This is a genomic window from Listeria aquatica (genome assembly GCF_014223975.1).
In the GTDB taxonomy this organism is placed as follows: domain Bacteria; phylum Bacillota; class Bacilli; order Lactobacillales; family Listeriaceae; genus Listeria; species Listeria aquatica.
The window spans coordinates 504678-527099 of record NZ_JAARRM010000001.1 but is presented as its reverse complement, the minus strand read 5'-3'; the positions used below and the strand labels follow the sequence as shown (position 1 = coordinate 527099).

Sequence of the window (22422 nt, the reverse complement as noted above, 5' to 3'; positions counted from 1 at the left end):
AAAATAAAATCCTCACCCTTATTTTAGCACTTCTTAAGCGTATAAAATGTGACGAAAAATCGAATTTTATTTGGGAAAAACGATAATTTTTCAAAAAAATATTGCTTTTTTATGATAAATTTTTTCTAAGCCAGTCGGTCAGTTCTTTTTTTGAATCATTTCCGTGAAAAATCGCTTGAACTTTTCCATTTTTAAAAGCAATTAACGTCGGAACTGAATCAATTTTAACTTTTTTTAAAGCGCTGATCATTGCCTTACGATCTTTCTCACCCGCTTGATCCGTGTTGTAATAGTCAAGCTTGCCCCAGTCATTTTCTTTTAAGACTTGTTGCAAAATAGGTTGAAAAGCCTGACAGTCTGGGCAAGTTGGTCGCCCTACATAAACTACTTGGGTTCGTTTGTCAATCTCAATCTGTGAGAATTTTTCCGTTCCGATTGGATTTAAAAATGACTTTCCAGCTTTTTCCGTTTGCTGCGCCTTCTCACTCGACTGTTTATCAGAATCAGAAAACGATCCACAAGCACTAAGTAACAATAATGCCATAACGGAAATCAGCAGTAAATGGATAGATTTTCGCATACCAAACCTCCTCACCTAGATTATACCGGAAATGGCGCTAAATGAAAAAACGAAAAAAGGCGGTTTCTAGCCCACCTTTTTTTGAAATTTACGTCTTTAAGCCTTTGTTTCCAGTGAAAAAGCGTTTTTCAGCTCTTAATTTTCAAATTCAATATCCGCCGAATAAACGGAATGTTGCTTTCCTTCATCATCGCGCACAAATAGCACACCAGTATCTGAAATCCCCTCAGCTCTACCCGTGATCGTTCCCTTAAGCGTCCTTACCTGAATGCGTTCTGAAAAAGGAATGGCTTGTTCTTCCCAAAGTAATTTGATCGGAGCAAATCCTTGTTCGAGATAAAGTTTATAATACTTTTCGAGTTGTTTAAAAATTTCTTGCACAATTTCTGTTCGCGAAAACACTTTTCCCGCTTCCATGCGCAAGGAAGTTGCTTTTTGCTTGAGTTCATCAGGAAAAGAGGCTTGATTCACATTAATCCCAATTCCAATGATGACCGCATGAATCGTTTCCGCTTCTGCTTGCATTTCCGTTAACACACCGCAAATCTTTCGTTTTCCGATGTAAATATCATTCGGCCACTTAATTCTCGCTTCAAGTCCCGTAAGCTTTTGAACCGTTTCAGCAACTGCAAGCGAAGCAATAAAAGTAAGCTGTGGCACTTCCGTAATAGGGATGTCTGGCTTTAAAATGATGCTTGTGAAAATCCCTTCCCCGCGGCTTGATAGCCAGTCACGCCTAAGCCGTCCCTTTCCAGCATTTTGAAAATCAGCGACGATTGCCGTCCCCTCAGGTGCACCGCTATTCACCTTTTCATGCGCTATCAGTTGCGTAGAGGCCACTTCCTCATAAAAATATAACGTGCGTCCGGTAAATTCCGTTTCTAACCCCAAAAGTAAACTATCTTTCGAGAAAAGCGTGCCAAATTTTGCTAAACGGTAGCCTTTGTTTCTGACCGCCTCAATTTGAAAGCCCTCTTTCCGAAGATTTTCCATGTGTTTCCAAATCGCAGCCCGCGAAATCCCTAGTTGTTCCGCAATTTCTTGTCCGGATACAAATTGATCCACGTGCTTTGAAAAAAGCGCCAAAAGTTTATCCCGATTTTGATTAGTCATCCAAAAGCCACCTCCTGATTGCTTCTTCTTCGTTTGGAAGTTCACCTAAAACAATTTTCTCCTCAATTTCTGTGAGCAGCTCCCTAAGCCAGGGACCCCCAGCTTTTTCATAAAAAGCCATTAAAAATCGTCCATCTATCACGATTTCTGATGAAGCATGAATCGGAAGCGCCTCATAGCTGACAAGAATACTCTCGACATCATTTGCTTCACCGATTAAGGCTTTCCCAGCTTCCACAAGACGAATTCCCTCCGCGCCTGCTTGATAAAGTGAATACTTGGTCCACGGTTTCCCAGTTTGTATCCAGGTGTAAGCCTGTTCGGTTCGTTTAATTTGCTGATTAGAAAGCTTCCAAGCTCGTAAAAAGGCACGAACAGAATCAGGTTGCCGCGCGAGAACAAGACTAAGCCATACTAAATCTTCACTTGGTATTTCAGAAAACCGAAAACGTGCTAGTCGTTTGAGTGCTTCTTTTTGGCCAAGAAGCCCTGGCAAATAGCGTTCCATCCCGATTTCAGTAATCAATTCAAAAGCTTTTATACGTCCTTTTCCTTGTACAAGTTTGACCCACTCAACTCGAATTCGCTCAACAGCTGTATGCGCAAGCAAATCTACTTCTTCATTCAAAGCTTGTCTCGTTTTTTCTTCCAGAGTAAATTCAAGCTGACTTAAAAAGCGAACGGCTCGCATAATCCGTAAAGCATCTTCTCTGAAGCGGTGTTTGGCTTCCCCAACCGCTTTAATTTCACGTCGCCAAATAGCTGTTTCTCCCAAAAACGGGTCGTGTAGCTTTCCTGTTTTATCCATCGCAATGGCATTCATGGTGAAATCACGCCGCAGTAAATCTTCTTCAAGCGAGCGAACGAAATGCACTTCACTTGGCCTTCTGAAATCCACGTATTTCCCCTCTGTTCGAAAAGTTGTGACTTCATAGAGCTCACCCTCCTGCCTTACGGTGACAGTTCCATGCTGAATCCCTGTATCATAGGTTTTACGAAACAGTTGCTTCACTTCGCTAGGAAAAGCGCTCGTCGCAATGTCAACATCATTCACATCGCGCTTAAGCAAATAGTCACGCACAGCTCCGCCAACAAAATAAGCTTCATAACCAGCCTGTTCTAAAGTTTCGAGTACGGGAAGCGCTTTTTCAAAAATGAGATCCATTTTTTTCTCCTATTCTAAAAAGATTCCTTACAAAATATTTTCTAGTCCATAAATCAGGGTTTTCAGTTCCGCTGTTTTACGAATAGCAAGCGTTACGCCTGACATGAAAGAAACGCGATCATAGGAATCGTGGCGAATAGTTAAGCCTTGGCCGGCCGCACCAAATACTACCTCTTGATGGGCGATTAAGCCCGGCAAACGTACGCTATGAATGCGCATGCCTTCGTAATCAGCACCACGTGCACCCGGAAGTGTTTCTTTTTCATCTGGATGCCCTTGCTTGATTTTCTCACGTGTTTTCGAAATCATTTCTGCTGTTTTTACTGCCGTTCCGCTTGGTGCATCTAACTTCCGGTCATGATGCAATTCGATGATTTCAACATTGGGAAAGTAAGCCGCGGCCTTTTCAGCAAATTGCATCATTAAAACAGCACCAACAGCAAAATTAGGTGCAATTAAACTTCCGGTTTGTTTTGCTTCTGCAAGTTTTGTAAGTTCCTCAATTTGTTCCGTCGTAAATCCAGTCGTTCCAACGATTGCTCGAGCGCCATGTTCGATAATCTTTTTGGTATTTTGATAAGCAGACGCTGGAGTTGTAAAATCAACAACAGCTTCCGGACGAGCCTCGCTTAGCAGTTGACCTAGGTCCCCGTAAACCGGAACATTTTCTGCATGAAACTCAGGCAATTCTGCAATGTTTTTTTCAGTTGGTTCGTGGTCCAGTACAGCAACAAGCTCCATATCTTTTTCTGCCAGAACTGTTCGTACGACTTCACTGCCCATTCTTCCTTTAAAACCAGATACTGCTACTTTAATCATTTTGATCGTCCTCCTTTTTGGTCCAGCGATCCTTGTCGCGTGTCTTAAATTTACGCATCACCCGGTCGTGTGCTTCTTCCATATCAATATGTAAAGAATTAGCCATACAAGTTAAAACGAACAAACAATCTCCAAGTTCTTCTTCAAGCGATTTCTCTCCTTCAGAAGTCTTCTTTGTTTTTTCACCATAGTAATGATTGATTTCGCGTGCTAATTCACCTGTTTCTTCTGTAACCCGTGCCATCATCGCAAGCGGTGAAAAATAACCTTCTTTAAATTGACCGATAAACTGGTCAACTTCTTTTTGCATTTCCTGAATCGTCTTCGCCATGTAAAATCCCCCTTAATTTATGATACACTAAAAAAGTAAACACTTAATAATATCCTTCTTCTTATTATACCGAACTTAGATAAATGACGTCTATCAAAGACCGAGAAAGGAGCAAATTCATGCTTAAAACCATTCGGCTGAAAAACATTCTTTTTATCATGCTCGGGACAGCAATATATGCTTTTGGCTTAGTTAATTTTAACATTCAAAACGGACTGGGTGAAGGTGGTCTCACAGGGATCACACTTATTTTGCTACATTTCTTGCACATTGACCCTGCCTACTCCAATATTCTTCTAAATGCTCCCCTATTTTTGATTGGTTGGCGGGTATTTGGAAGCCGTGCATTTATGTATACCGGAATTGGCACACTTAGTCTATCGTTATTTTTATGGATTTTCCAGCGGATTCCCTTTACGCTTGATCTCCATTCTGATTTACTTCTCGTCACGCTCTTTGCTGGTGGGTTCACAGGGATTGGACTTGGAATTGTCTTTCGTTACGGGGGCACAACAGGTGGCAGCGATATCATTGCAAAACTCTTAAACTATAAAAAAGGAATCAGCATGGGACGGACTCTCTTTCTCTTCGATGCGCTAGTTCTCACCGCATCCATTTCCTACTTGGATATTCGACAAGTGATGTACACGCTTGTTGCCGTATTTATCGGTGCCCGCGTCATTGATTTCGTTCAAGAAGGAGCTTACGCCGCAAGAGGAGCTACGATCATCTCGCAAAAGAACGAGAAAATCGCCGATCGCGTCATGCAAACGATGAACCGTGGCGTCACAATTCTTGAAGGAAGAGGCGGCTTTTCAAAACTCGATCAAGACGTTCTTTATATCGTCGTCGCCAAAAATGAAATCATTCAATTAAAACAAATTATCGACTCCATCGATCCACATGCTTTCGTTTCTGTTAGCATTGTTCATGATGTGATGGGTGAAGGCTTTACACTGGATGAAAATAAAAATCCGCTCGATTAACGTTTTTGGATATATTTTTTCGGATCAAACGGCGTAAGGTTGAAAGAAATCGGTTCATTTGCTGCAAGCCTCGCTAACATTTTCCCGACAAAAGGACCAGTTGTTAGCCCAGAAGCTCCTAACCCATTAGCAAGAAAAACTTGATTAGGGAGCCATTCTCCGATAAACGGAGTAAAATCCGAAGTGTATGGCCGTGTGCCCACAGAAAGCGTCATTTCGCTTTTTTCTTCGTCAAGCTGAATAAACGGCGCAAGCTCAGTTAAAATTTCCTCCTGCGCATCCTTTGTTGGGGTGAGATCAAACTGAGTTTCTTTTTCATGTGTCGCACCAAGAAGCAAGTTGCCACCATCAAATGGTACAATTGATTTTGATGCCGGCGGTAAGATCACCGGCCAGTCCCCCATTTCTAAATGTTCAAAATGAAGCGAAAGAAGTTGCCCTTTTTGAGCGAGCAAATCCGCCGAATAGCCTGCCTCATTTAAAAGCGGATTTAGCCAAGCGCCAGTAGCTAGAAGTAACCGGTCATAAGTCATTTTGCGTCCGTCAACAGTCAATCGCATTTTCTGATCCAAGCTTGCATCCCCGTGTATCACTTGTGCCCCGTAAAGACTGGCTCCTTCAAGCAAAGCATCCCGAACAAGCGCCCCTTTACTTCTCCCCCCACCACTTAGGAAAACGGCTCCATAATCGTTTCGAGCAAGTGGAAAGCATTTTTTCACTTCTTCTGGTGTCAATTTTTCAATCGTTCCCATCTCAGGCGCTTCTTCCTTACGCTCTTTTGCAAGCTCATAAAGCGCATCTAGGGTTTCTCCTTCTTTCCGCAGACAAAGAGCCCCAACTTGTTTGTATCCAGAAGAAAGCCCTAGATCTGCAAGTTCACGATCTAGTTCAGGATAAAAACGCGCACTAGCTTTGGCCAGTTCATACCAAACTTTATTCCGCCGCTTGGAAACCCAAGGACAAATAATTCCTGCCGCATGTTCCGTTGCCTGTCCTGCATCTTTTCGGTCAACGATTGTGACAGCATGTCCATTTCTTGCCAGGTGATATGCTGCACTTGCTCCGACAATTCCAGAACCTATAACTACAAATTTCATCTTAAATACTCCTTTACATAAGAACCAATCGCTTCAAAATCTGCTTGAATTAACGGTAAGAGTTTTCGATTATAAAAAATGCTCGCCGGATGAAAAGTGGGAATGATCGTATAATATGCTGCTGTTTTTTCAAACCGATTTTCATCAAGAGAAGCTAGTTTTTGAACTTGTTTTGTTAACACCTGACCGTGTAAAGAAGAGACCCCATATTCTTTTCCAAGTAAACGTCTTAACCCAATATTTCCAAGCGTCACAATTAACTTCGGCTGCACCGTTTGAATTTCAAAATCAAGAATGGGAGCCTGTGCATAGATTTCTTTTTGAGTTGGCGTACGATTATAGCGCCTCTCGATCATTTCTCCTGTTTTACGATCTTTTTTTTCGCCATAACGATAAGGTCTACTTCTTACAGCACTCGTTATATATACATCATTTCTTGTGAGCGCAGCAATGTCCATAAAGCGCATCAGCTCATCACCTGCTCGCCCGCTAAAAGGAATCAAATTATGAATTTCTGTTTCTCCAGGTGCTTCCCCGACAAACATGATTTTAGCTGACTTTTCTCCTTGTCCAGGGACAAAGCCTTCCAGCTGAAACGCTTCACTCCGCTTTTTAACAAGTGTAACCAGTTTTTCTGGTATTATAAGTCGCTCTGCTTTTCTTTCTGTCACTTCTATTCTCACCTTTTTCTATTATTGACATTCCCCTATTGATTTGTGATAATGAGGTTGATTTGTTTAGTAAATTACAATTAATGAAATAAACGAGCAAGAAACATTCAGTTTTATTGTACCGTAAAATTCAAATAAAGAAAAAAAGGAAGCATTAGTCAATCGAGTCAATTTGGTCCAGTTTGGCTATTTTTTTATACGGTTTATTTCTTCACGGAATCATTCTACGTTTCCTACGCAAGAAAAAACCAAACTGGTTTTTTAATCCTAGAAAACACCTCACGCCCCGCTATTTTATCGGGTTTTATCTCAACTTGCCAAATTTGTTAAGACAGATGTGGCTCTGCTATGAGGTATTGAACACGAGAAGGAAAAGTAGCAGGTTCTAGCTCATTTATTTCTTTTTTTGGAACGAAATAATCAAGAGCTCATCATTACAGGAGTTGAAAGACTCGAACAACTATGCTTTTTGAAAAACACAGACGTGCGTTATGCGTAAAGATATTATTTTATCAGCTCACGAAATGAACAAGAAAATGGAGGCTAATTTATGTTTGAACAAACGACTACTTTACTACACAATTTAGTAAGCGAAAAAACGGTTCCGGGTGTAAGTTTTGCTATTTTGACGCCCACTGAAACTAGAACGTCCGTTTTCGGCGATAAAGCTTGGCTCCCAGAAAAAACTCCTCTTCTTGCTACGTCCTCAAATCTCTACGATCTTGCTTCTTTGACAAAGGTTCTTGCAACGACGATTCGACTCGTTCAACTGCACGAAAAAGCGCTATTTGACTGGAACGATGCCGTTATCAATTATTTGCCAGACTTTAAGTATGAAACCATTACGATTTTAGATCTTATCACACACGCATCAGGATTACCCAAAAGTCTACCTGGCTTTGTTATAGAAGAGCCTGACGATGTTCGGGCATATGTCTACTCGGCTAAACAAGTAAAACCAGCAAAAACCTTTGTGGAATACTCCGATCTTAACTTTTTACTTCTGGGCTATTTGATTGAAGCGCTTGTACCAGAAAATTTTGAAGCTCAAATTGAAAAAAACATCTTATCGCCTCTTGGTGCTCGTCAAACCTGTTTTTATTCAGCAGATCCAAAAAAAGCAGTTCCAACAGAGCTAACAGATAAACGGGGCTTAATCACAGGAATTGTTCATGATCATAAAGCGTTTATTGCTCACGGAAATACTGGACACGCGGGGCTATTTGCGCCCCTAGAAGATCTGCTTTTATTTGCAAATGCATTCCTTTTTGATGGCGGAGCACCACTTTTTTCGAAGCAAAGTTTAGCCTCTATCCAAAAAAACTATACGCCTCAACTAAATCGTGATCGGGGCATTGGTTTTGATTTACGGAAAATTCGAGATCACTTTGCCCTTTACCACACAGGGTTTACAGGAACTTTTCTTGTACTCGATCCCGTGACACAGCACGGACTAGTTGTTCTTTCCAACCGGATTCATCCGACAAGAAATAATCCATTATTCCTTGAAAAACGTGAAGAAATTGTGGATACGTTCTTAACAGAAATAAAGTAAAGCTAGTGAAACATTTATCTCATGAATTTCAAGATTTTAGTGGTTTGATAAAAAAGAACAGAAATCATCGGAACCTCCATTAAAAAATGGTTTTATCCCTTGATTTCCGTTCTTTTTTGAATGAATACTTAAATTTAATTATACTTCATCCATCACACGAATGACCTTTGCCGGTGTACCCGCTACAATTGTATTAGGCTGAACGTCTTTTGTTACCGTAGCATCTGCCGCAACGATGGCATTTTCACCAACGGTTACCCCCGGTAAAATGGTAGCTCCTGCTCCAATCCATGCCTTTCGTTTGATCACCACTGAATTAAGTTGTACGCTACGTCGAATCTTAGGATCAATAGGGTGACCAACACTGATGATTTTTGCTCCTGGTCCAATTAAAACATGATCTTCAATTATTATGCCCCCTAAATCTGTAAATAATACGTTACAATTAATAAAAACTTGTTTACCTATTTGAAGATGACGGCCAAAATCCGTATAAATCGGTAAATTAAAAGAAGTCGTTTCATCAAGTTCCTGCCCAATAATTTCAGAAAATAGTTGATTTCTTGCTTTACGCTCATGATAGTTTGTATTAAGCTTCATAAGTTTTTCTTGATTTTCTTCAACAATCTGATGAATTTCTTCAAATAGTGGATCATCAGGGTGAATCGTTTTATTTTTGATTTGTTCGAATAAACTACTTTTCATATTCTTTTCCTCCTGCATTGATTTTCTTTTATTTTAAAACTTGAAGTGAGGTTTAAGGCAAATTTAATTGGTTGTGTAGGTACGATTTTAAAAATACTGTCAATAATTAGTCTACAGGAAAAAAATTTTGCCAGTTTAATTTAATGGGGAAATGGTATTGTATAGAAAGATATCTCAACCTAAGGGTGATAAAAATATGAATAACTTTTTAATTGATTTTTTCATCAACAAAAGCAATCATCGAAAAGTTCGGTTATTAAAAGAACTAACTTCCGAACCTAAAGATATCGAAACTTTTGCTGACAAATTGGCCGTTTCAAAAGAAACTATCAGAAAGGATTTTTCTTATTTCGTAGACATACAGCCGGGTGCAATCACAAAAACGTCTAGGCTAAACAAAATTTTCTACAAATGTTCTCCCCAACAAAAATATCAACTGATGTTTAAAATCATCCAAGAAGAACCCAGTTTTTTTATTTTCAAACATCTTTTTAGCTATGACAAACTTGATGTTTCAAAAATTTTAACCACATTTTTCTTCTCTGAATCCACATACGCCAGGTATTTAAAGGCTTTAAATCATTTGCTCACAAGCTACTCTGTCAAACTAAAAAACAACCCACTTGTCCTCACAGGTAGCGAGCTAAATATTCGTAACTTTTACAATAAATTACTTTATTTCAGCCGAGAATATCCCATCTTCGTAAATGATTTATTTTTTTATGATGACTTTGTCACTTCATTAAAAGAACAATTCCCTTCTTATATTGCCTCCTACGATACCAACAAAATTCTATATCGCTTCAAAGTATCTGTTAAACGACTTTCACTTGGGCACACTATTCAGCTAAGCGATAAACAAAGAGACAGTATCGTGCGCTGTAATGACTACGAACTGTTCAAAAAACAAATCGCTCGATTAGCAAAACGCTATTTTCATTTACACGAGCTTTCGGAAGATGAGTTCGTTTTTTTCACCGTTATGTTAAAGGAAGGGCATGTTTACTGTAAAGATAATCTGCATTTTCAGCTTAAACGACAAAAACATTATCTTTTTAATAACACACATAAAGCCCTCTGTCGTCAATTTTTAAATATCCAAGATGATACGCTTTTAGATGTTCTTAGTTGCTATCTAAATGATGTCTATATTTTAAATGATTTTGCTCAAACAGGGATCATTGATGAGCTTTTTTCTTATAATCAGCCTATTTTTTATGAAGAAAAACTTTATAAACAGTGCCTTGCCTTGGCAGAGGTTTACACAGATTCTGATGAAAAAAGACCAGTTATTGCCTATACACTTTGCCAGATTATCATGGCAAACCAAATAGAGCCGATCGAACAAATTACAATTTACCTTTTTCTAGATGAAGAAAAAAATAGGACTCTTTATATCGAAGCAATGCTTATCAACTTATTTTCTAGTAAAATCAAAATTGTTAATCTCACAAGTTGTGACTCTAATTTCCAAATGAAACTAACTGCTTTTCAATACTTGATTACTAACCACTACGACTTTCAAGAAAATGCCCATACATTTTATATCGGAACACCTTGTGAAATTTCGGAAATCGAAAATATTATTCACGGAATTCTTAAATCTTTTGTTCTAGTTTATGAGTAAATGTTCTTAATTTTTTCTTTTTCGTTTAAAAACACCAAAATCCACCTCATAAAACAATAAATAGAGTTTTTATAACACTAAAAAAACTTTATAATAGTATAGGATTCTCTATATCCATTAAGTTTAAGGAGGAAGGATTTTTGAAAAAAGCTTTAGCTGAATTTATCGGTACTTTTACACTTGTTCTTTTTGGTACCGGAACTGCTGTCCTTGGGGGCGGCATAGAAGGCATAGGTACACCGGGTATCGCACTGGCATTCGGGCTCTCTATCGTTGCCATGGCTTACAGCATCGGAACAATTTCAGGTTGCCATATCAACCCTGCTGTTTCCATCGCCATGTTTATCAATAAACGTATGCCTTTAAAAGAACTTTGCATTTATCTTGTCGCACAAATTTTAGGAGGCATTGTCGCAACGCTCACTCTTCGAACCTTTTTACTTGCCTCTTCTCTTTCAACAGACAATCTAGGTCAAAATGGTTTTGGGGCTCTCTCCGCATCAGGAGCGTTTTTAGTTGAAATGATTTTAACCTTTATCTTTGTTTTAGTGGTCATGACAACAACAGGAAAACAGGGAAATGCTGCTTTTGCGGGGCTTGCTATCGGGCTTACTTTAACACTCGTGCATTTACTAGGGATTCCTTTGACTGGAACTTCCGTTAACCCTGCTAGAAGTATCGCCCCTGCTTTGTTTACCGGACAAGCCGCACTCTCAGAGCTTTGGCTTTTCATTCTAGCTCCTATTGTTGGAGGCGTTTTGGCTGCACTTGTTAGTAAATTTGTATTAAGCAGTGAAAAATAAAATTTAAGCGAAAATGAAAAGAACAGAAACTAAGGTGTTCCATTTTAAAAATGGACTTTATACCTTAGTTTCTGTTCTTTTTAATCCACTTGATCCACAAAAAAAGCGGCATTTTCTCCAGCAGTGTGACCCGTTACAAGCGCACAGGTAATATTGTACCCGCCTGTATAGCCATTGATATCTAAAATTTCACCGCAAAAAAACAATCCGGGCATGAGTTTAGATTGCATCTCCCGAGGATTAATTTCTTTGATTGAGACCCCTCCGCCCGTTACAAAAGCTTTGTCAAAACTTAATGTGCCATTTACAGTAAAGAGAAAGTTTTTAAGTGACAAAACAAATTGATCTAGTTTCTTCGGGCTGACTTGTCGATATGAATTTTCTAAGTCTAAATCTGCTTTTTCTAGTAAAAAGTGTAGTAATTTTTCTTGCGTTAGCGAGGCAAGTGCATTTTTCAGAGCTTTTTTGGGACTAGCCTCAAGCAACGCAAAAATACGTTTTTTCAAAGCCTCAGAGGATTCATCAGGAAATAAATCAAGCTGCATGGTGACGTTTTCTTGTTTTTTTAGTTCTTTTCCGACGAACATACTACAACGCAGTACAGCCGGACCGGAAATTCCAAAATGAGTAAAAATCATATCCATTTGGTGGGTAATAATCGCTTTTCCTTTTGAATTAAGTACAGAAAGCGCTACGTCGCGAAGGGAAATACCTTGCAAGCGCTTTTCTTGAATAAATTTTTCACGTGACGTTAGCGGAACTTCCGTTGGATAAAGTTCTGTAATAGTGTGCCCAGCTGCTTTTGCCCAAGCATATCCGTCTCCAGTTGAGCCTGTGCGCGGAACGGATTTCCCACCAACTGCGACAATGACACTTTTCGCTGTAATTTTTTGTCCGTCCAAAAGAACAACCCCGGTAACTTGTCCGCTTTCATAGCATAGATGTTTCACAGCAGTTTTCATATATACTTTCACACCTAGTTTTTCCATACGCTGAACCATTGCCTCTGCCACAGAACGAGCGCTGTTTGACACAGGAAACATACGTCCATGATCTTCTTCTTTCAGTTGTACACCGAGCTTTTCAAAAAAAGTGATAATATCTTCGTTATCAAACTGATGAAAGGCACTGTATAAAAAACGACCGTTTCCAGGAATGTGCTGGATAATCTCATCGACCGGTCTGCGATTTGTGACATTACAACGTCCACCACCTGATAAAATCAGCTTTCTTCCCAATTTAGGTCCTTTTTCAATCAGTAAAACTTGTTTGTTTTGTTCGGCAGCTGAAATCGCCGCCATTAATCCAGACGGTCCGCCGCCAATCACAATAACATCAAAATCCATTCGATTACTCCTTCATTTAAACAAATTCACGAAAAAACCTGAGAGAGTTCTCAGGTTTTGACTAGTTTCGGTTCATATTCGTGAAGATAAGCAACAAACGTAAAAGTTCAAGTACAGCAACGGCCATTGCAGCAACATATGTCATTGCAGCAGCGCTAAGTACTTTTCTTGCTTGCGGCACTTCTTGTTGAATTAAAAAGCCACCATCTTCAAGTTGAACAAGTGCTCGCTTACTTGCATCAAATTCGACTGGAAGGGTTACAAGTTGGAATAAGACACCAACTGCCATTAACACAATCCCAACGAGCATTAGGCTTGGCATAGTTGCAATCATTCCAATGATTAAAAACACCCACGAAATGTTGGAACTAAACGAAGTAATCGGCACAAGAGCTGAACGAAAACGCATAAATGCATAGTCTTCTTTATCTTGAATCGCATGCCCTACTTCATGTGCTGCTACTGCTGCTGCAGCAATTGACGCTTCATGGTAATTGGATTCTGATAAGAAAACGGCTTTTTTTCTAGGATCATAGTGGTCACTTAAAACACCACTTGTCGCTTGAACAGGAACATTTGATAAGCCATTCCGATCAAGAATCATGCGCGCAACTTCCGCACCCGTCAGTCCGCTTCTTACGCCGACTTTGGAATACTGCGAATAAGTTGTCTTAACGCGAAACTGCGCCCAAAGCGGAATCGCGGCTACAATAACAAAGTATAAAATATATGCACCAAAGGACATTCTATCAACTTCCTCCTCAAATTATTTTCCTAACAATGATTAGTTTTAATTATAAAGGAACTTCTAAAAAGTCTCAATGGGGAAAGCCTAAAATGAGAAAAATCTTATTTTCTATCCACTAAATCAACTATTTAATAGAGTTCTAATTTAAATCGGTCTTTTCGAACGGCTTTTTGATAAACGAAGAATAAAACAAGTACCGAAAGCCAAAAAGTTGCGTAGCCAATATAAGGCAAGTAGCGTTCAAGTCCCATATAAATCGGCATTTGCCCAAATAAATAATCAATCACATCATTATGTAAAATCCAAACCGCCGCAATCATAAAGTGACTTATTCGAAAACGATAAAACGGCGCATAAAGTATACCTTCGAGAGCCATAAAACCATGACTAAGAAGTAACATCACACTTGTAAGTAAAAGCATTTTCTGGTCAAGCATTAAGAAAATATTCATTCCAACTGCCCAAATCCCATATTTTACAAGACAAACAAACGCTAACGCTTCCATAAGTGGCCAGTGTTTTTTCCCTAAAAAAGCAATCAAAACAAACGCAAAAAACAAAATAGCCGTTGGACTGTCTGGCACAAAAAGCCAAAACTGAACTTTCGTCAACTGCAATTGTGGCAAATACCAGATATACCCGTAAATGGCTCCTAGCAAATTCACTACCAAAAGCAGTCGCAAGAAAGAACGATTTGCAAGTAATTGATACACATTCTTCCCCCCAAAACATTTTTTAAGCTGGAAGCAAAGTATTCTGCGTCCAGCTTAAAGTGAATCATTAGATTGTTTTTTCTCGAAGTACTGCAGACAATTTTAAAAAGGTCTCTTTATCACGATGATCAAGCGCCCGGTCAATTTCACGCTTTAACGCCTCTTCTTCAAAGCGGTTCATCATCTGATTTAAAAATTTTTCAGCTAAAAGCTTTTCCTCTTCACCAATTTTAAGCTCTTGCGCCGGATTTTCTTCCCGTACAAGTGCATATTCAGGTGAGCTTAATGCTTCTTTAAAATGTAGCATAATATAGAGATTTTCATCCCAATTTAAACGAATATCGTGAAAAGCTTTTTCTGGATCTGATGTTGTTAAGTTTCCTTTAAAAAATCGGAATGGTTCGTTATCGACTCCGTGTGCGGAAAGAACAAGGCCTCGATTTTTGCCGTCAAGATCATCTACAAAGTGCACATACTTCATGATTTGATCATGTCCAGCAATATAATTAAGAACCCACATCGCTTCCCGCATCTTCATTTGATGCGTATTTAACAGCCAACGAATAAAGTCTTTTTTTTCATCCACAGAAATGGGTGCTTTCATAACAATCACTCCTTCCGAATTTTTCATCAAAAATCAAGTAAACTTCGGATTGCCTCGTCCTCTGGCTCAAAAGTAAGATAATCACTTAAAATCGTCGTGGCTAGTGCATCTCCTTCTTCGCGTAAAAATAATCCATATTCACGTAAAAACGTAGGGTTATTTTTAAAATGAGGATAGGCTTTCTCAAAATTTTCTTTTGCCTTATTATATTGTTCTGTCTCTTGATATGCAACACTTAAGTCCCAAAAAATTTGAGGTTCTGTGATTAGTTCCTCACTAAGCCCTTCAAAAATTTCAACTAAACCATCATAATCCGCCTTATCAAGCAACAACTTATTCAACTCAAGCATCGCATCAATGTACTCAGGATCAAGCACGAGCGCTTGTCTGAAAAAGTTTTCTGCTTCTTCTAAGCGACCAAGCGACAGGGCGAGCTGTCCTGCTTCAAAAAAGAGTTCTTTATTGAATTCATCCTGCTTAAGTCCCTCTTCAAGAATCTCAAGAGCTTGTTCCTTCTGCCCATTTTCTTCATAACTTTTGGCAAGATAAGGATAAAGCGTGGTATAGCTTGGATCGTGTTCTTTTAAATGCTCAAACGAATGAATTGCCGTCGCGTATTCCTTAGCTTGAAAAGCTGTTAACCCTAATCCAAATAATGTATCAAGGGATTCATTTTCTTCGAGCGCTTTTTCATAAAAAGGAATGGCTTCTTCAAATGCACCACTTGCACTGAGTGCTTCTGCCATTCGTACATAAACAGAAATCGTTTCATCTTGGAGCGCTGTAATCCCAGCATCAAGCACCGACTGGTAACTTTGTACAGCAGAAGCAAAACGCGCTTGTGATAAATAAAATTCTCCAAGCGCAAAATCAATAATCGGTTCACCTGGCGCAAGGCTTTTCGCTTGTTGTAATTTTTGTTCTGTCACTTCAAACAGCCCCTGCATTTGATACAAATCTGCTGCAACAAGCAAACTCTCAAGATAAGCATCATCATCAGGTTTAATTTGTTCTAACCGTTCAGCCGCTTCATCTAACTGATCTTTTTCAATAGATACCTCAGCTAATCTAACGTATAGCTCTCCTTCATTTGGAAAAGCGGCCAGTAAAAGTTCGTAAAGGTCTTCCGTTTCATCCAAAAATCCTAAACTAAACAGCTGTTCCGCTAAAAAGAACTGTTCTTCCGGAGAATCCCCCGCAACCACAGCATCAAAATATTTTTTTGCTTCGTCCATGTTTTCATGTTCGAGTGCACTTAGCATTTTTTCCGCGTTTTTCAAAATGACACCCCTCACTCATCACATAATAACCAACATTATAACAAAAAGAGTAGGAGAATCAAAGCAATTGAGCTGAGCGTATCAATCTATCAGCGACTTAATCACATCAAAAAAGTCAGGATAAGAAACCGCAACCGCTTCGGCTTTTTCAAGTTCTACTTCCCCCTCTTTTACAAGTAAAGCCGCGATTTGTAGCATCATTCCAATACGATGATCTCCGTAGCTCGTAACTTTTGCACCATGTAGTGCTGTTTTCCCGCGAATGATTAAACCATCTTCAGTCGGCGTAATGTCTGCCCCCATTTTCTTCAATTCATTTGCAACCGCATCAATCCGGTTCGTTTCTTTAACTTTAAGTTCTTCTGCATCACGAATCACTGTTTCACCCTCTGCTTGTGTCGCAAGAAGTGCGATAATAGGAAGCTCATCGATTAAACGAGGAATGAGTGAACCTTCAATGGTTGTTCCACGCAAATTTGAGGTTGCCACTTGGATAGTCCCCGAAAAGGTTGGAGCTTCTTTTGTAAGATTTCCGCCCATCGCTTCCACTACATCAAGAATTCCTGTCCGAGTTGGGTTAAGTCCAACATTCGTTAACCGAATCGAAGCATCTGGCACAAGTAGACCAAGCGCGATGAAAAAAGCGGCTGAAGAAATATCTCCAGGCACACGCACTTCCTGAGCTGTAAAACTTTGATTGCCAGATAATTTCACAGTGAGTCCCTCTTCTTCAATTTCGCCACCAAACAAACGAATCATTTCTTCTGTATGATTTCGTGTTTTTTCTTTTTCATGAATCACCGTTTCGCCCTCTGCTTGAAGAGCAGCAAATAAAATGGCACTCTTCACCTGAGCACTTGCAACAGGCATCTCATAGTGAATTCCTGAAAGTGGATTTCCTCCACGTAACTGAACTGGCGCAAAACCTGCATCATTTTTTGTTTCAATGCGCGCACCCATTTTTTCAAGAGGTATCCCCACACGATTCATCGGTCGTTTTTGAATCGACTCATCCCCTGTTAAAACCGCATCAAACTGAGCACCAGCTAAAATCCCCATCATCAGTCGAATCGTTGTTCCCGAATTTCCAACATAAAGTTCTGAATCTGGCTTTTTTAATCCCTGAAAGCCAGAGACGCCGTGAACAACGACTTCTGAATCTGAGCGTTCAATCTTAACACCCAGCTTACGAAACACTTCAATCGTACTTAAACAATCCTCAGCTTCCAGAAAATGATGAATCCGCGTTGTTCCTTTTGCAAGCGCACCAAACATGATGCTGCGATGTGAAATCGACTTGTCACCAGGAACTTCAATTGTCCCTTTCAAGTTCGTTTGATTCGTTATTAGTTTCATAGCGATATCTCCTTATTCCTCGTAATAGCATAAAAAGTCGCTTTGCTCCTCAATGCAGGCCTTCGCACGACTTCGATCTTCTTCTGTTTGAAAAGTAATTTGCAAAATCCCAAAAATATCTTCACGTGTTTCAAGAATTTTCAAGTTAGTTAAGCTAATTTCCCACTTCGCCAAATAACCTGTAACTTCCGAAATAATCCCTGGGTAGTCCGGCACGTCAACAAACAAGTCATAAAAAGCAGGAATCGCTCCTTTATGAACGGGGAGCGTATCACGAAATTCCTTCGCTTCATCAAAAAATTGATAAATCGCTTGACTATCTCCTGTCCGAAGCATTTGAAGTGCTTCTTCCATCGCGAGCTTCCAGCTTTTTAGTTGTCCCATCAAAACGTTTTGATTGCTAAGCGAAATATCCGTCCACATTCGCGGATCAGAAGAAGCAATACGGGTAATATCTCGAAATCCCCCCGCTGCAAGTTGAAATGCGTTTGGATGCAGATGCGTAAACCCTTCCGTTTGTCGAACTAAAGCAGCGGCAATAATGTGCGGCAAGTGGCTCAGCATTCCCGTGATTTCATCATGTTCAGCAGGCGAGAGCCGTAAAAACTTCGCACTAGTTCCAGAAAGCCATGCTCTTAACTCTGATACACGCTTTTCGTCTTCTCCTTCAAAAGGAGTGAGCAAGTAATAAGCATTTTCAAATAATAGCCGCTTAGCCGCCGTGACCCCACTTTTATGTGAACCTGCCATCGGATGCCCACCTATAAACGTAATTCCCCGCTCCTTAAGCTTCTCCGCACACGACATAATCCCCGCTTTCGTACTTCCCGTATCCGTCACAATAAGTGTATCTTTTAGCTTCAGTTTAGGTAAGTGACGCAAAAGTGCCTCCGTCTCCTTAACAGGACAGCAAAAAATTAGCAAGTCCGCACGCTTGGCATCTATTAAGAGACTCTCGCCAATTTCATCAATCACCCCGAGTTCAAGCCCAGTTTCAAGCGTTCTCATCGAAACATCCAGACCAATAATATGTGCCTCTTGATGCTGCTCTCGGATTGCAAGTGCGATAGAACCGCCAATTAGCCCGAGCCCAACGATCACCACATTTCCCTTCAAAAAAACGCCTCCTTAGCGTAAAAATGCCTCAAGCAAGCGAATCACTTCCGCATTGTCCTCCGCGCGACCAATTGTAATCCGCACCGCATTTGAAAAACCAAGCGTCTCCCCAGAGCGCGTGATATAGCCATTTTCCTCCAAATAGCGAAACACACGTTGACCCGGACACTGAAACTCAAGCAAAACAAAATTTCCGCAAGAAGGATAAAGTTTGACTTCTTCGTATTGTTCGGCGAACGCCTCATATTGTGCGATACCTAACTTGTTTTCTTTGCGGCATTTTGCGATAAAATCTTGATCCAAAAGAGCTTCAAGCGCAAGCGCTTGCCCGATTGTCGTCGTATTAAAAGGCGAGCGAATGACATTCAGTTTATCCACAACTTCTGGATGAGCCATCCCGTAGCCCACTCGTGCACTCGCAAGCCCGTAAATTTTACTAAACGTCCTTGTGATCACTAAATTGGGATACGTACGAATCCACTTTTCATGCGCATCCGGAACGGGCTCTACATACTCGATATAAGCTTCATCCAAGACGACAAGCGTCTCTTTTGGAACCTGCTTGAGGAAAGTTTCCACCGCATTTAAATCTAAAAAGTTCCCTGTTGGATTATTCGGATTGCAAATCCAAACTATCGCCGTATCTTCATCAACCTGCGCTAACATCGCATCGAGGTCATGATCCCCATTATTAAGCAGCGGGACTTCTCGCAGCTCCGCCCCACAGATTTTTGCATGATGCGCATACTGAACAAAAGTCGGCGTTGCCATCACCGTATTCACATCTGGACGAAGAAGTGCCCGTGCCAAAAGCCCAATCAGTTCATCAACACCAGCCGTGAAAATGAGTTCTGCTTCATCTAGCTGATAAAATGAAGCAACCCCCTTTCGAAGTGCCGCCGCATGCCCATCCGGATAAAGCTCTGTAAAGGATTCATAGCTTAAGACACGTAAAGCTTCACGAACCGCTTCTGCAGCGCCAAAAGGATTTTCATTCGAAGATAGCTTCACAATTCGCTCAAGACCAAGTTCCGCTTTCACCTGTTCCTCACGCTTTCCTGGTTTATAAGACCCAAGTCCGGCAAGTGTTTCATTCCATTTCATCAAGCCTCATCTCGCTTTCTTGCAAGATCTGGTCTAAGCTTCGCTGCATCATTCAAGTAAACATGTTTCACATCCGCAAGTTGCCGCTCCATCTGAGCATGCACCATAAGCCGAATGCACTTTGCCGGCGCACCTGGAACATCCGTTTCGACCATCCCCATCACAGGAAGCAACTGAAACCCTTCACACTCTCTGATCGCTCGAGCTGGAAAAGCCGCATTAAGGTCAGGCGTTGCCGTAATGATCACCGATACCAAATGTTCTGGATCCGTAAGCTCATTTTCCCGCAAAATTTGTCGAAATAATTCATCAGTCGCCGCATAAATCTCCTCCGCTTGGTTTTCTTTCACCGTCGTAGCTCCACGAATCGCTCGCATCACGCGTCTCCTCCTTCTTTAAACTGAATAAATGTTTCTTCAAGCACATCCCGATCAACCGTTTGTAAAGTTAAGCTCCCAACATCTTGCAAGAGCACAAACGTAATCTCACCGAAAGTCGTTTTCTTATCGTGTAACATATTGTGATAGATGGCCTCAAACGCCACATCTTGAGGCAGTTTCGTCGCATAACCGAGTGACACAAGCCAACTTTCGAATGGCGCGAGCTCAAACTGAAGCCCCAAAAGCTTCTTACTCAACCGAAGCGCATATAGCATGCCATAAATAATCGCTTCCCCGTGCAAAAATCGTTCAAAATTCCCAAAAGCCTCAAGCGCATGCCCGAATGTATGCCCAAAATTAAGAAACGCTCGCACTCCTTGTTCCGTCTCATCTTGTTTTACAATTTCCGCCTTCACAGAGATCCCTTTTTCAAGAAACAAAGGCAAAGACTTGCCATATAAGTCCGTCTCCGAAACAAAATGCTCCTTAAGCGAATTTAAAAACCCTTGCTCACTAATCAGCGCGTGCTTAATGAGCTCAGCAAAACCAGAGCGCATCTCTCGAACCGGAAGTGTCTGAAGTAAGTTCGTATCGTAAACCACCGCTTCTGGTTGATAAAAATTCCCAACTAAATTCTTTCCAAGCGGGTGGTTAATCGCCACCTTGCCGCCAACAGCGCTATCATGTGCCAGTACCGTTGTCGGAAACTGATAAAATGGAATGCCGCGCATATAAGTAGCCGCAATCATCCCGCCAAGGTCACCGGTAACGCCGCCACCAAAAGCAATGAGTGCCGATTTACGATCTAAGCTTGCTTCAATCGCTTTCGTAATCCCCGCTTCATAAACCGAAAACGTCTTCGCTGCTTCCCCGTTTGGCGTCACAAACCAAGAAACCTGTTCAACTTCACTTAAAAAAGTTTCCATCTCTTCACGGTGTAAGCTCGCAACATGCTCATCTGTCACCACTAAAAGTTTTGAATACCGTTTCCATTCTTCCGCAAAAGAATCTTTAAGCGCTGAAAAAAGAGCCTCGCCAATATAAACCGGATATGTTTTACTAGCCGTTTCAATTTTCATTTCACGCATACTTAAAACTCCCTCATTCGTTTCCGGTCCGCGTCTACTTGCTCTTTTAGGACATCCAAACGATCACTTTGATATTTTTCAAGAAGCGCCGTTGCGACTTCCCATGCAACCACATTTTCAGCGACAACGCTCGCCGCAGGAACCGCCGAACTATCTGACCGCTCTACACTGGCCGTAAAAGCTTCCTTCGAATCAATATCCACGCTTTGAAGTGGCTTATAAAGTGTTGGAATCGGCTTCATCACACCTCGAACAACAATCGGCATCCCATTTGTCATGCCTCCTTCAAAGCCACCCAAGTGATTCGTTCGTCTCGTATAGCCGTCTTCTTCCGAATATAAAATCTCATCCATCACTTCGCTTCCATATTTCCGTGCCGCTTCAAAACCAACCCCAAATTCGGCGCCTTTAAACGCATTAATACTCACGATCGCTCGCGCAATTTTCGCATCCAATTTTTTATCCCATTGCACATAGCTTCCAAGCCCTGCTGGCACCCCGCCAACAACGACTTCCACTACACCGCCGATTGTATCTCCTTTTTTCTTCGTATCATCAATCTTATCCATCATGGCTTGTTCCTGACTTGCATCAAGCGAACGCACAGGAGACTCATTAGCAATTTGTTCAATCTCAGTAACCGTGTAATCCCGATCAATTTGTGCCCGCACACCACCAATTTCAAGCACATGTCCGGCAACTTTAATGTCAAGTTCCGCGAGCAGTTTTTTGGCGATTGCTCCAGCCGCCACTCGGACAGTCGTTTCCCTTGCGCTCGAACGTTCCAATACGTTACGCAAATCACGGTGCCCGTACTTCATACCGCCAACAAGATCCGCATGTCCCGGTCTTGGTCTAGAGACCCGTCTTGATGCTTCGTTTTTTTCTGGAACTGGCTCTGCACTCATAACCGTTTCCCAATGTTTGAAATCTTTATTTTCAACAAAAAGAGCAAGCGGCGATCCAAGTGTTTTTCCGTGCCTAACACCCGCCGTTAACTGTGCTTGATCCTTTTCGATTTTCATTCGCGCCCCGCGACCATATCCGCCTTGACGACGTTTTAATTCCACATTAATATCACTTGCAAGAAGCGGCATGCCCGCTGGTAGCCCTTCAATAATTAATGACAATCCTGGTCCATGTGATTCCCCTGCCGTTAAGTATCTCATTTTTTTCGACTCCTTTTCTTTGTTTTAGCGCTTTAAAGTATATATGTATAATCTTATCATATGCCC

23 protein-coding genes are annotated in these 22422 nt (G+C 41.0%); 4 read left to right on the top strand and 19 right to left on the bottom strand.

The genetic code is table 11. The features are described 5' to 3' along the window. Positions 1-109: 109 nt before the first annotated feature. From HB912_RS02655 to HB912_RS02635, 5 genes are all read right to left on the bottom strand, one after another. Positions 110-580 carry a thioredoxin family protein gene (locus tag HB912_RS02655; RefSeq protein WP_185372088.1) on the bottom strand — a complete coding sequence of 157 codons (471 nt, stop codon included), beginning with the start codon at positions 578-580 and terminating at the stop codon, positions 110-112. A gap of 135 nt (positions 581-715) precedes the next feature. Further along, positions 716-1693 (bottom strand): biotin--[acetyl-CoA-carboxylase] ligase, encoded by a 978-nt coding sequence (locus HB912_RS02650; RefSeq protein ID WP_185372087.1) that lies wholly within the window; start codon positions 1691-1693, stop codon positions 716-718. After that, positions 1686-2858 carry a CCA tRNA nucleotidyltransferase gene (locus HB912_RS02645; RefSeq protein ID WP_185372086.1) on the bottom strand — a complete coding sequence of 391 codons (1173 nt, stop codon included), beginning with the start codon at positions 2856-2858 and terminating at the stop codon, positions 1686-1688. Before HB912_RS02645 ends, HB912_RS02650 begins: the two co-directional genes overlap by 8 nt. Before the next feature lie 27 nt (positions 2859-2885). Next, positions 2886-3674 carry a 4-hydroxy-tetrahydrodipicolinate reductase gene (dapB, locus tag HB912_RS02640; protein ID WP_342354358.1) on the bottom strand — a complete coding sequence of 263 codons (789 nt, stop codon included), beginning with the start codon at positions 3672-3674 and terminating at the stop codon, positions 2886-2888. Further along, a complete protein-coding gene (locus HB912_RS02635; protein WP_185372085.1) occupies positions 3670-4008 on the bottom strand; it encodes a nucleotide pyrophosphohydrolase in 339 nt (112 codons plus the stop codon). Before HB912_RS02635 ends, dapB begins: the two co-directional genes overlap by 5 nt. Before the next feature lie 119 nt (positions 4009-4127). On the opposite strand from HB912_RS02635, the gene HB912_RS02630 reads away from it, so the two are divergent. Continuing rightward, positions 4128-4994 (top strand): YitT family protein, encoded by an 867-nt coding sequence (locus HB912_RS02630; RefSeq protein WP_185372084.1) that lies wholly within the window; start codon positions 4128-4130, stop codon positions 4992-4994. On the opposite strand, the gene HB912_RS02625 is transcribed toward HB912_RS02630, so the two are convergent. Further along, positions 4991-6091, bottom strand: a complete 1101-nt coding sequence (locus HB912_RS02625) for an NAD(P)/FAD-dependent oxidoreductase (protein WP_185372083.1) — start codon at positions 6089-6091, stop codon at positions 4991-4993. The genes HB912_RS02630 and HB912_RS02625 overlap by 4 nt on opposite strands. After that, complete coding sequence (locus HB912_RS02620; protein WP_185372082.1) at positions 6088-6762, bottom strand: uracil-DNA glycosylase family protein; 675 nt, start codon at positions 6760-6762, stop codon at positions 6088-6090. The genes HB912_RS02625 and HB912_RS02620 overlap by 4 nt, the downstream gene beginning before the upstream one ends. 550 nt (positions 6763-7312) lie before the next feature. Between HB912_RS02620 and HB912_RS02615 the strand changes: the two genes are divergently transcribed. Beyond that, positions 7313-8317: a serine hydrolase domain-containing protein gene (locus HB912_RS02615; protein ID WP_185372081.1), complete on the top strand. Its 1005-nt coding sequence runs from the start codon at positions 7313-7315 to the stop codon at positions 8315-8317. 138 nt (positions 8318-8455) lie between these two features. Here the strand turns inward: HB912_RS02615 and HB912_RS02610 are convergent, their stop codons facing one another. Continuing rightward, positions 8456-9022, bottom strand: coding sequence for a DapH/DapD/GlmU-related protein (locus HB912_RS02610; protein ID WP_185372080.1), 567 nt, complete (start codon positions 9020-9022; stop codon positions 8456-8458). A 196-nt stretch (positions 9023-9218) separates the two neighbouring features. On the opposite strand from HB912_RS02610, the gene HB912_RS02605 reads away from it, so the two are divergent. Beyond that, the gene (locus HB912_RS02605) at positions 9219-10649 is read left to right on the top strand and encodes an AcpB/EbpR/MafR family transcriptional regulator (RefSeq protein WP_185372079.1); all 1431 of its coding nucleotides are present in this window, start codon (positions 9219-9221) and stop codon (positions 10647-10649) included. A gap of 116 nt (positions 10650-10765) precedes the next feature. Further along, positions 10766-11452, top strand: coding sequence for an MIP family channel protein (locus HB912_RS02600; RefSeq protein ID WP_277619942.1), 687 nt, complete (start codon positions 10766-10768; stop codon positions 11450-11452). An 80-nt stretch (positions 11453-11532) separates the two neighbouring features. Here HB912_RS02600 and HB912_RS02595 read toward each other — a convergent pair whose 3' ends face one another. The 11 genes from HB912_RS02595 to aroC all read right to left on the bottom strand — a co-directional run bounded on the left by HB912_RS02595 (position 11533) and on the right by aroC (position 22356). Then, positions 11533-12798: a BaiN/RdsA family NAD(P)/FAD-dependent oxidoreductase gene (locus HB912_RS02595; RefSeq protein WP_185372078.1), complete on the bottom strand. Its 1266-nt coding sequence runs from the start codon at positions 12796-12798 to the stop codon at positions 11533-11535. A gap of 61 nt (positions 12799-12859) precedes the next feature. Beyond that, positions 12860-13543, bottom strand: coding sequence for a zinc metallopeptidase (locus tag HB912_RS02590; protein WP_036071809.1), 684 nt, complete (start codon positions 13541-13543; stop codon positions 12860-12862). Between the two features lie 131 nt (positions 13544-13674). Then, the gene (gene lhaT / locus HB912_RS02585; RefSeq protein WP_185372077.1) at positions 13675-14259 is read right to left on the bottom strand and encodes a lipoprotein heptaprenylglyceryl N-acetyltransferase LhaT; all 585 of its coding nucleotides are present in this window, start codon (positions 14257-14259) and stop codon (positions 13675-13677) included. Positions 14260-14326: 67 nt separating this feature from the next. Next, positions 14327-14863 carry a ReoY family proteolytic degradation factor gene (locus tag HB912_RS02580; protein ID WP_185372076.1) on the bottom strand — a complete coding sequence of 179 codons (537 nt, stop codon included), beginning with the start codon at positions 14861-14863 and terminating at the stop codon, positions 14327-14329. Positions 14864-14889: 26 nt separating this feature from the next. Next, on the bottom strand, positions 14890-16143 hold the full coding sequence (locus tag HB912_RS02575; RefSeq protein ID WP_185372075.1) for a tetratricopeptide repeat protein: 1254 nt from the start codon (positions 16141-16143) through the stop codon (positions 14890-14892). A gap of 81 nt (positions 16144-16224) precedes the next feature. Continuing rightward, complete coding sequence (gene aroA, locus HB912_RS02570; protein WP_185372074.1) at positions 16225-17499, bottom strand: 3-phosphoshikimate 1-carboxyvinyltransferase; 1275 nt, start codon at positions 17497-17499, stop codon at positions 16225-16227. A 12-nt stretch (positions 17500-17511) separates the two neighbouring features. Further along, entirely contained in the window at positions 17512-18615 is a 1104-nt protein-coding gene (locus HB912_RS02565; protein WP_185372073.1) for a prephenate dehydrogenase, read from the bottom strand. 12 nt (positions 18616-18627) lie between these two features. Beyond that, positions 18628-19719, bottom strand: a complete 1092-nt coding sequence (gene hisC, locus HB912_RS02560; protein ID WP_185372072.1) for a histidinol-phosphate transaminase — start codon at positions 19717-19719, stop codon at positions 18628-18630. Further along, positions 19719-20096, bottom strand: a complete 378-nt coding sequence (aroH, locus tag HB912_RS02555) for a chorismate mutase (protein ID WP_185372071.1) — start codon at positions 20094-20096, stop codon at positions 19719-19721. Before aroH ends, hisC begins: the two co-directional genes overlap by 1 nt. Further along, positions 20096-21187 (bottom strand): 3-dehydroquinate synthase, encoded by a 1092-nt coding sequence (gene aroB / locus HB912_RS02550; protein ID WP_185372070.1) that lies wholly within the window; start codon positions 21185-21187, stop codon positions 20096-20098. Before aroB ends, aroH begins: the two co-directional genes overlap by 1 nt. Positions 21188-21189: 2 nt before the next feature. Further along, positions 21190-22356 carry a chorismate synthase gene (aroC, locus tag HB912_RS02545; RefSeq protein ID WP_185372069.1) on the bottom strand — a complete coding sequence of 389 codons (1167 nt, stop codon included), beginning with the start codon at positions 22354-22356 and terminating at the stop codon, positions 21190-21192. Positions 22357-22422: the final 66 nt, after the last annotated feature.

Coding starts and splice junctions, on each gene's coding strand:
- HB912_RS02625 (WP_185372083.1), bottom strand. CDS start 6,091: ATGAAATTTGTAGTTATAGGTTCTGGAATTGTCGGAGCAAGTGCAGCA.
- HB912_RS02615 (WP_185372081.1), top strand. CDS start 7,313: ATGTTTGAACAAACGACTACTTTACTACACAATTTAGTAAGCGAAAAA.
- HB912_RS02635 (WP_185372085.1), bottom strand. CDS start 4,008: ATGGCGAAGACGATTCAGGAAATGCAAAAAGAAGTTGACCAGTTTATC.
- aroC (WP_185372069.1), bottom strand. CDS start 22,356: ATGAGATACTTAACGGCAGGGGAATCACATGGACCAGGATTGTCATTA.
- HB912_RS02595 (WP_185372078.1), bottom strand. CDS start 12,798: ATGGATTTTGATGTTATTGTGATTGGCGGCGGACCGTCTGGATTAATG.
- HB912_RS02650 (WP_185372087.1), bottom strand. CDS start 1,693: ATGACTAATCAAAATCGGGATAAACTTTTGGCGCTTTTTTCAAAGCAC.
- HB912_RS02610 (WP_185372080.1), bottom strand. CDS start 9,022: ATGAAAAGTAGTTTATTCGAACAAATCAAAAATAAAACGATTCACCCT.
- HB912_RS02605 (WP_185372079.1), top strand. CDS start 9,219: ATGAATAACTTTTTAATTGATTTTTTCATCAACAAAAGCAATCATCGA.
- aroA (WP_185372074.1), bottom strand. CDS start 17,499: ATGAAACTAATAACGAATCAAACGAACTTGAAAGGGACAATTGAAGTT.
- HB912_RS02590 (WP_036071809.1), bottom strand. CDS start 13,543: ATGTCCTTTGGTGCATATATTTTATACTTTGTTATTGTAGCCGCGATT.
- HB912_RS02655 (WP_185372088.1), bottom strand. CDS start 580: ATGCGAAAATCTATCCATTTACTGCTGATTTCCGTTATGGCATTATTG.
- HB912_RS02630 (WP_185372084.1), top strand. CDS start 4,128: ATGCTTAAAACCATTCGGCTGAAAAACATTCTTTTTATCATGCTCGGG.
- hisC (WP_185372072.1), bottom strand. CDS start 19,719: ATGAAATGGAATGAAACACTTGCCGGACTTGGGTCTTATAAACCAGGA.
- aroB (WP_185372070.1), bottom strand. CDS start 21,187: ATGCGTGAAATGAAAATTGAAACGGCTAGTAAAACATATCCGGTTTAT.
- aroH (WP_185372071.1), bottom strand. CDS start 20,096: ATGCGAGCGATTCGTGGAGCTACGACGGTGAAAGAAAACCAAGCGGAG.
- HB912_RS02645 (WP_185372086.1), bottom strand. CDS start 2,858: ATGGATCTCATTTTTGAAAAAGCGCTTCCCGTACTCGAAACTTTAGAA.
- HB912_RS02580 (WP_185372076.1), bottom strand. CDS start 14,863: ATGAAAGCACCCATTTCTGTGGATGAAAAAAAAGACTTTATTCGTTGG.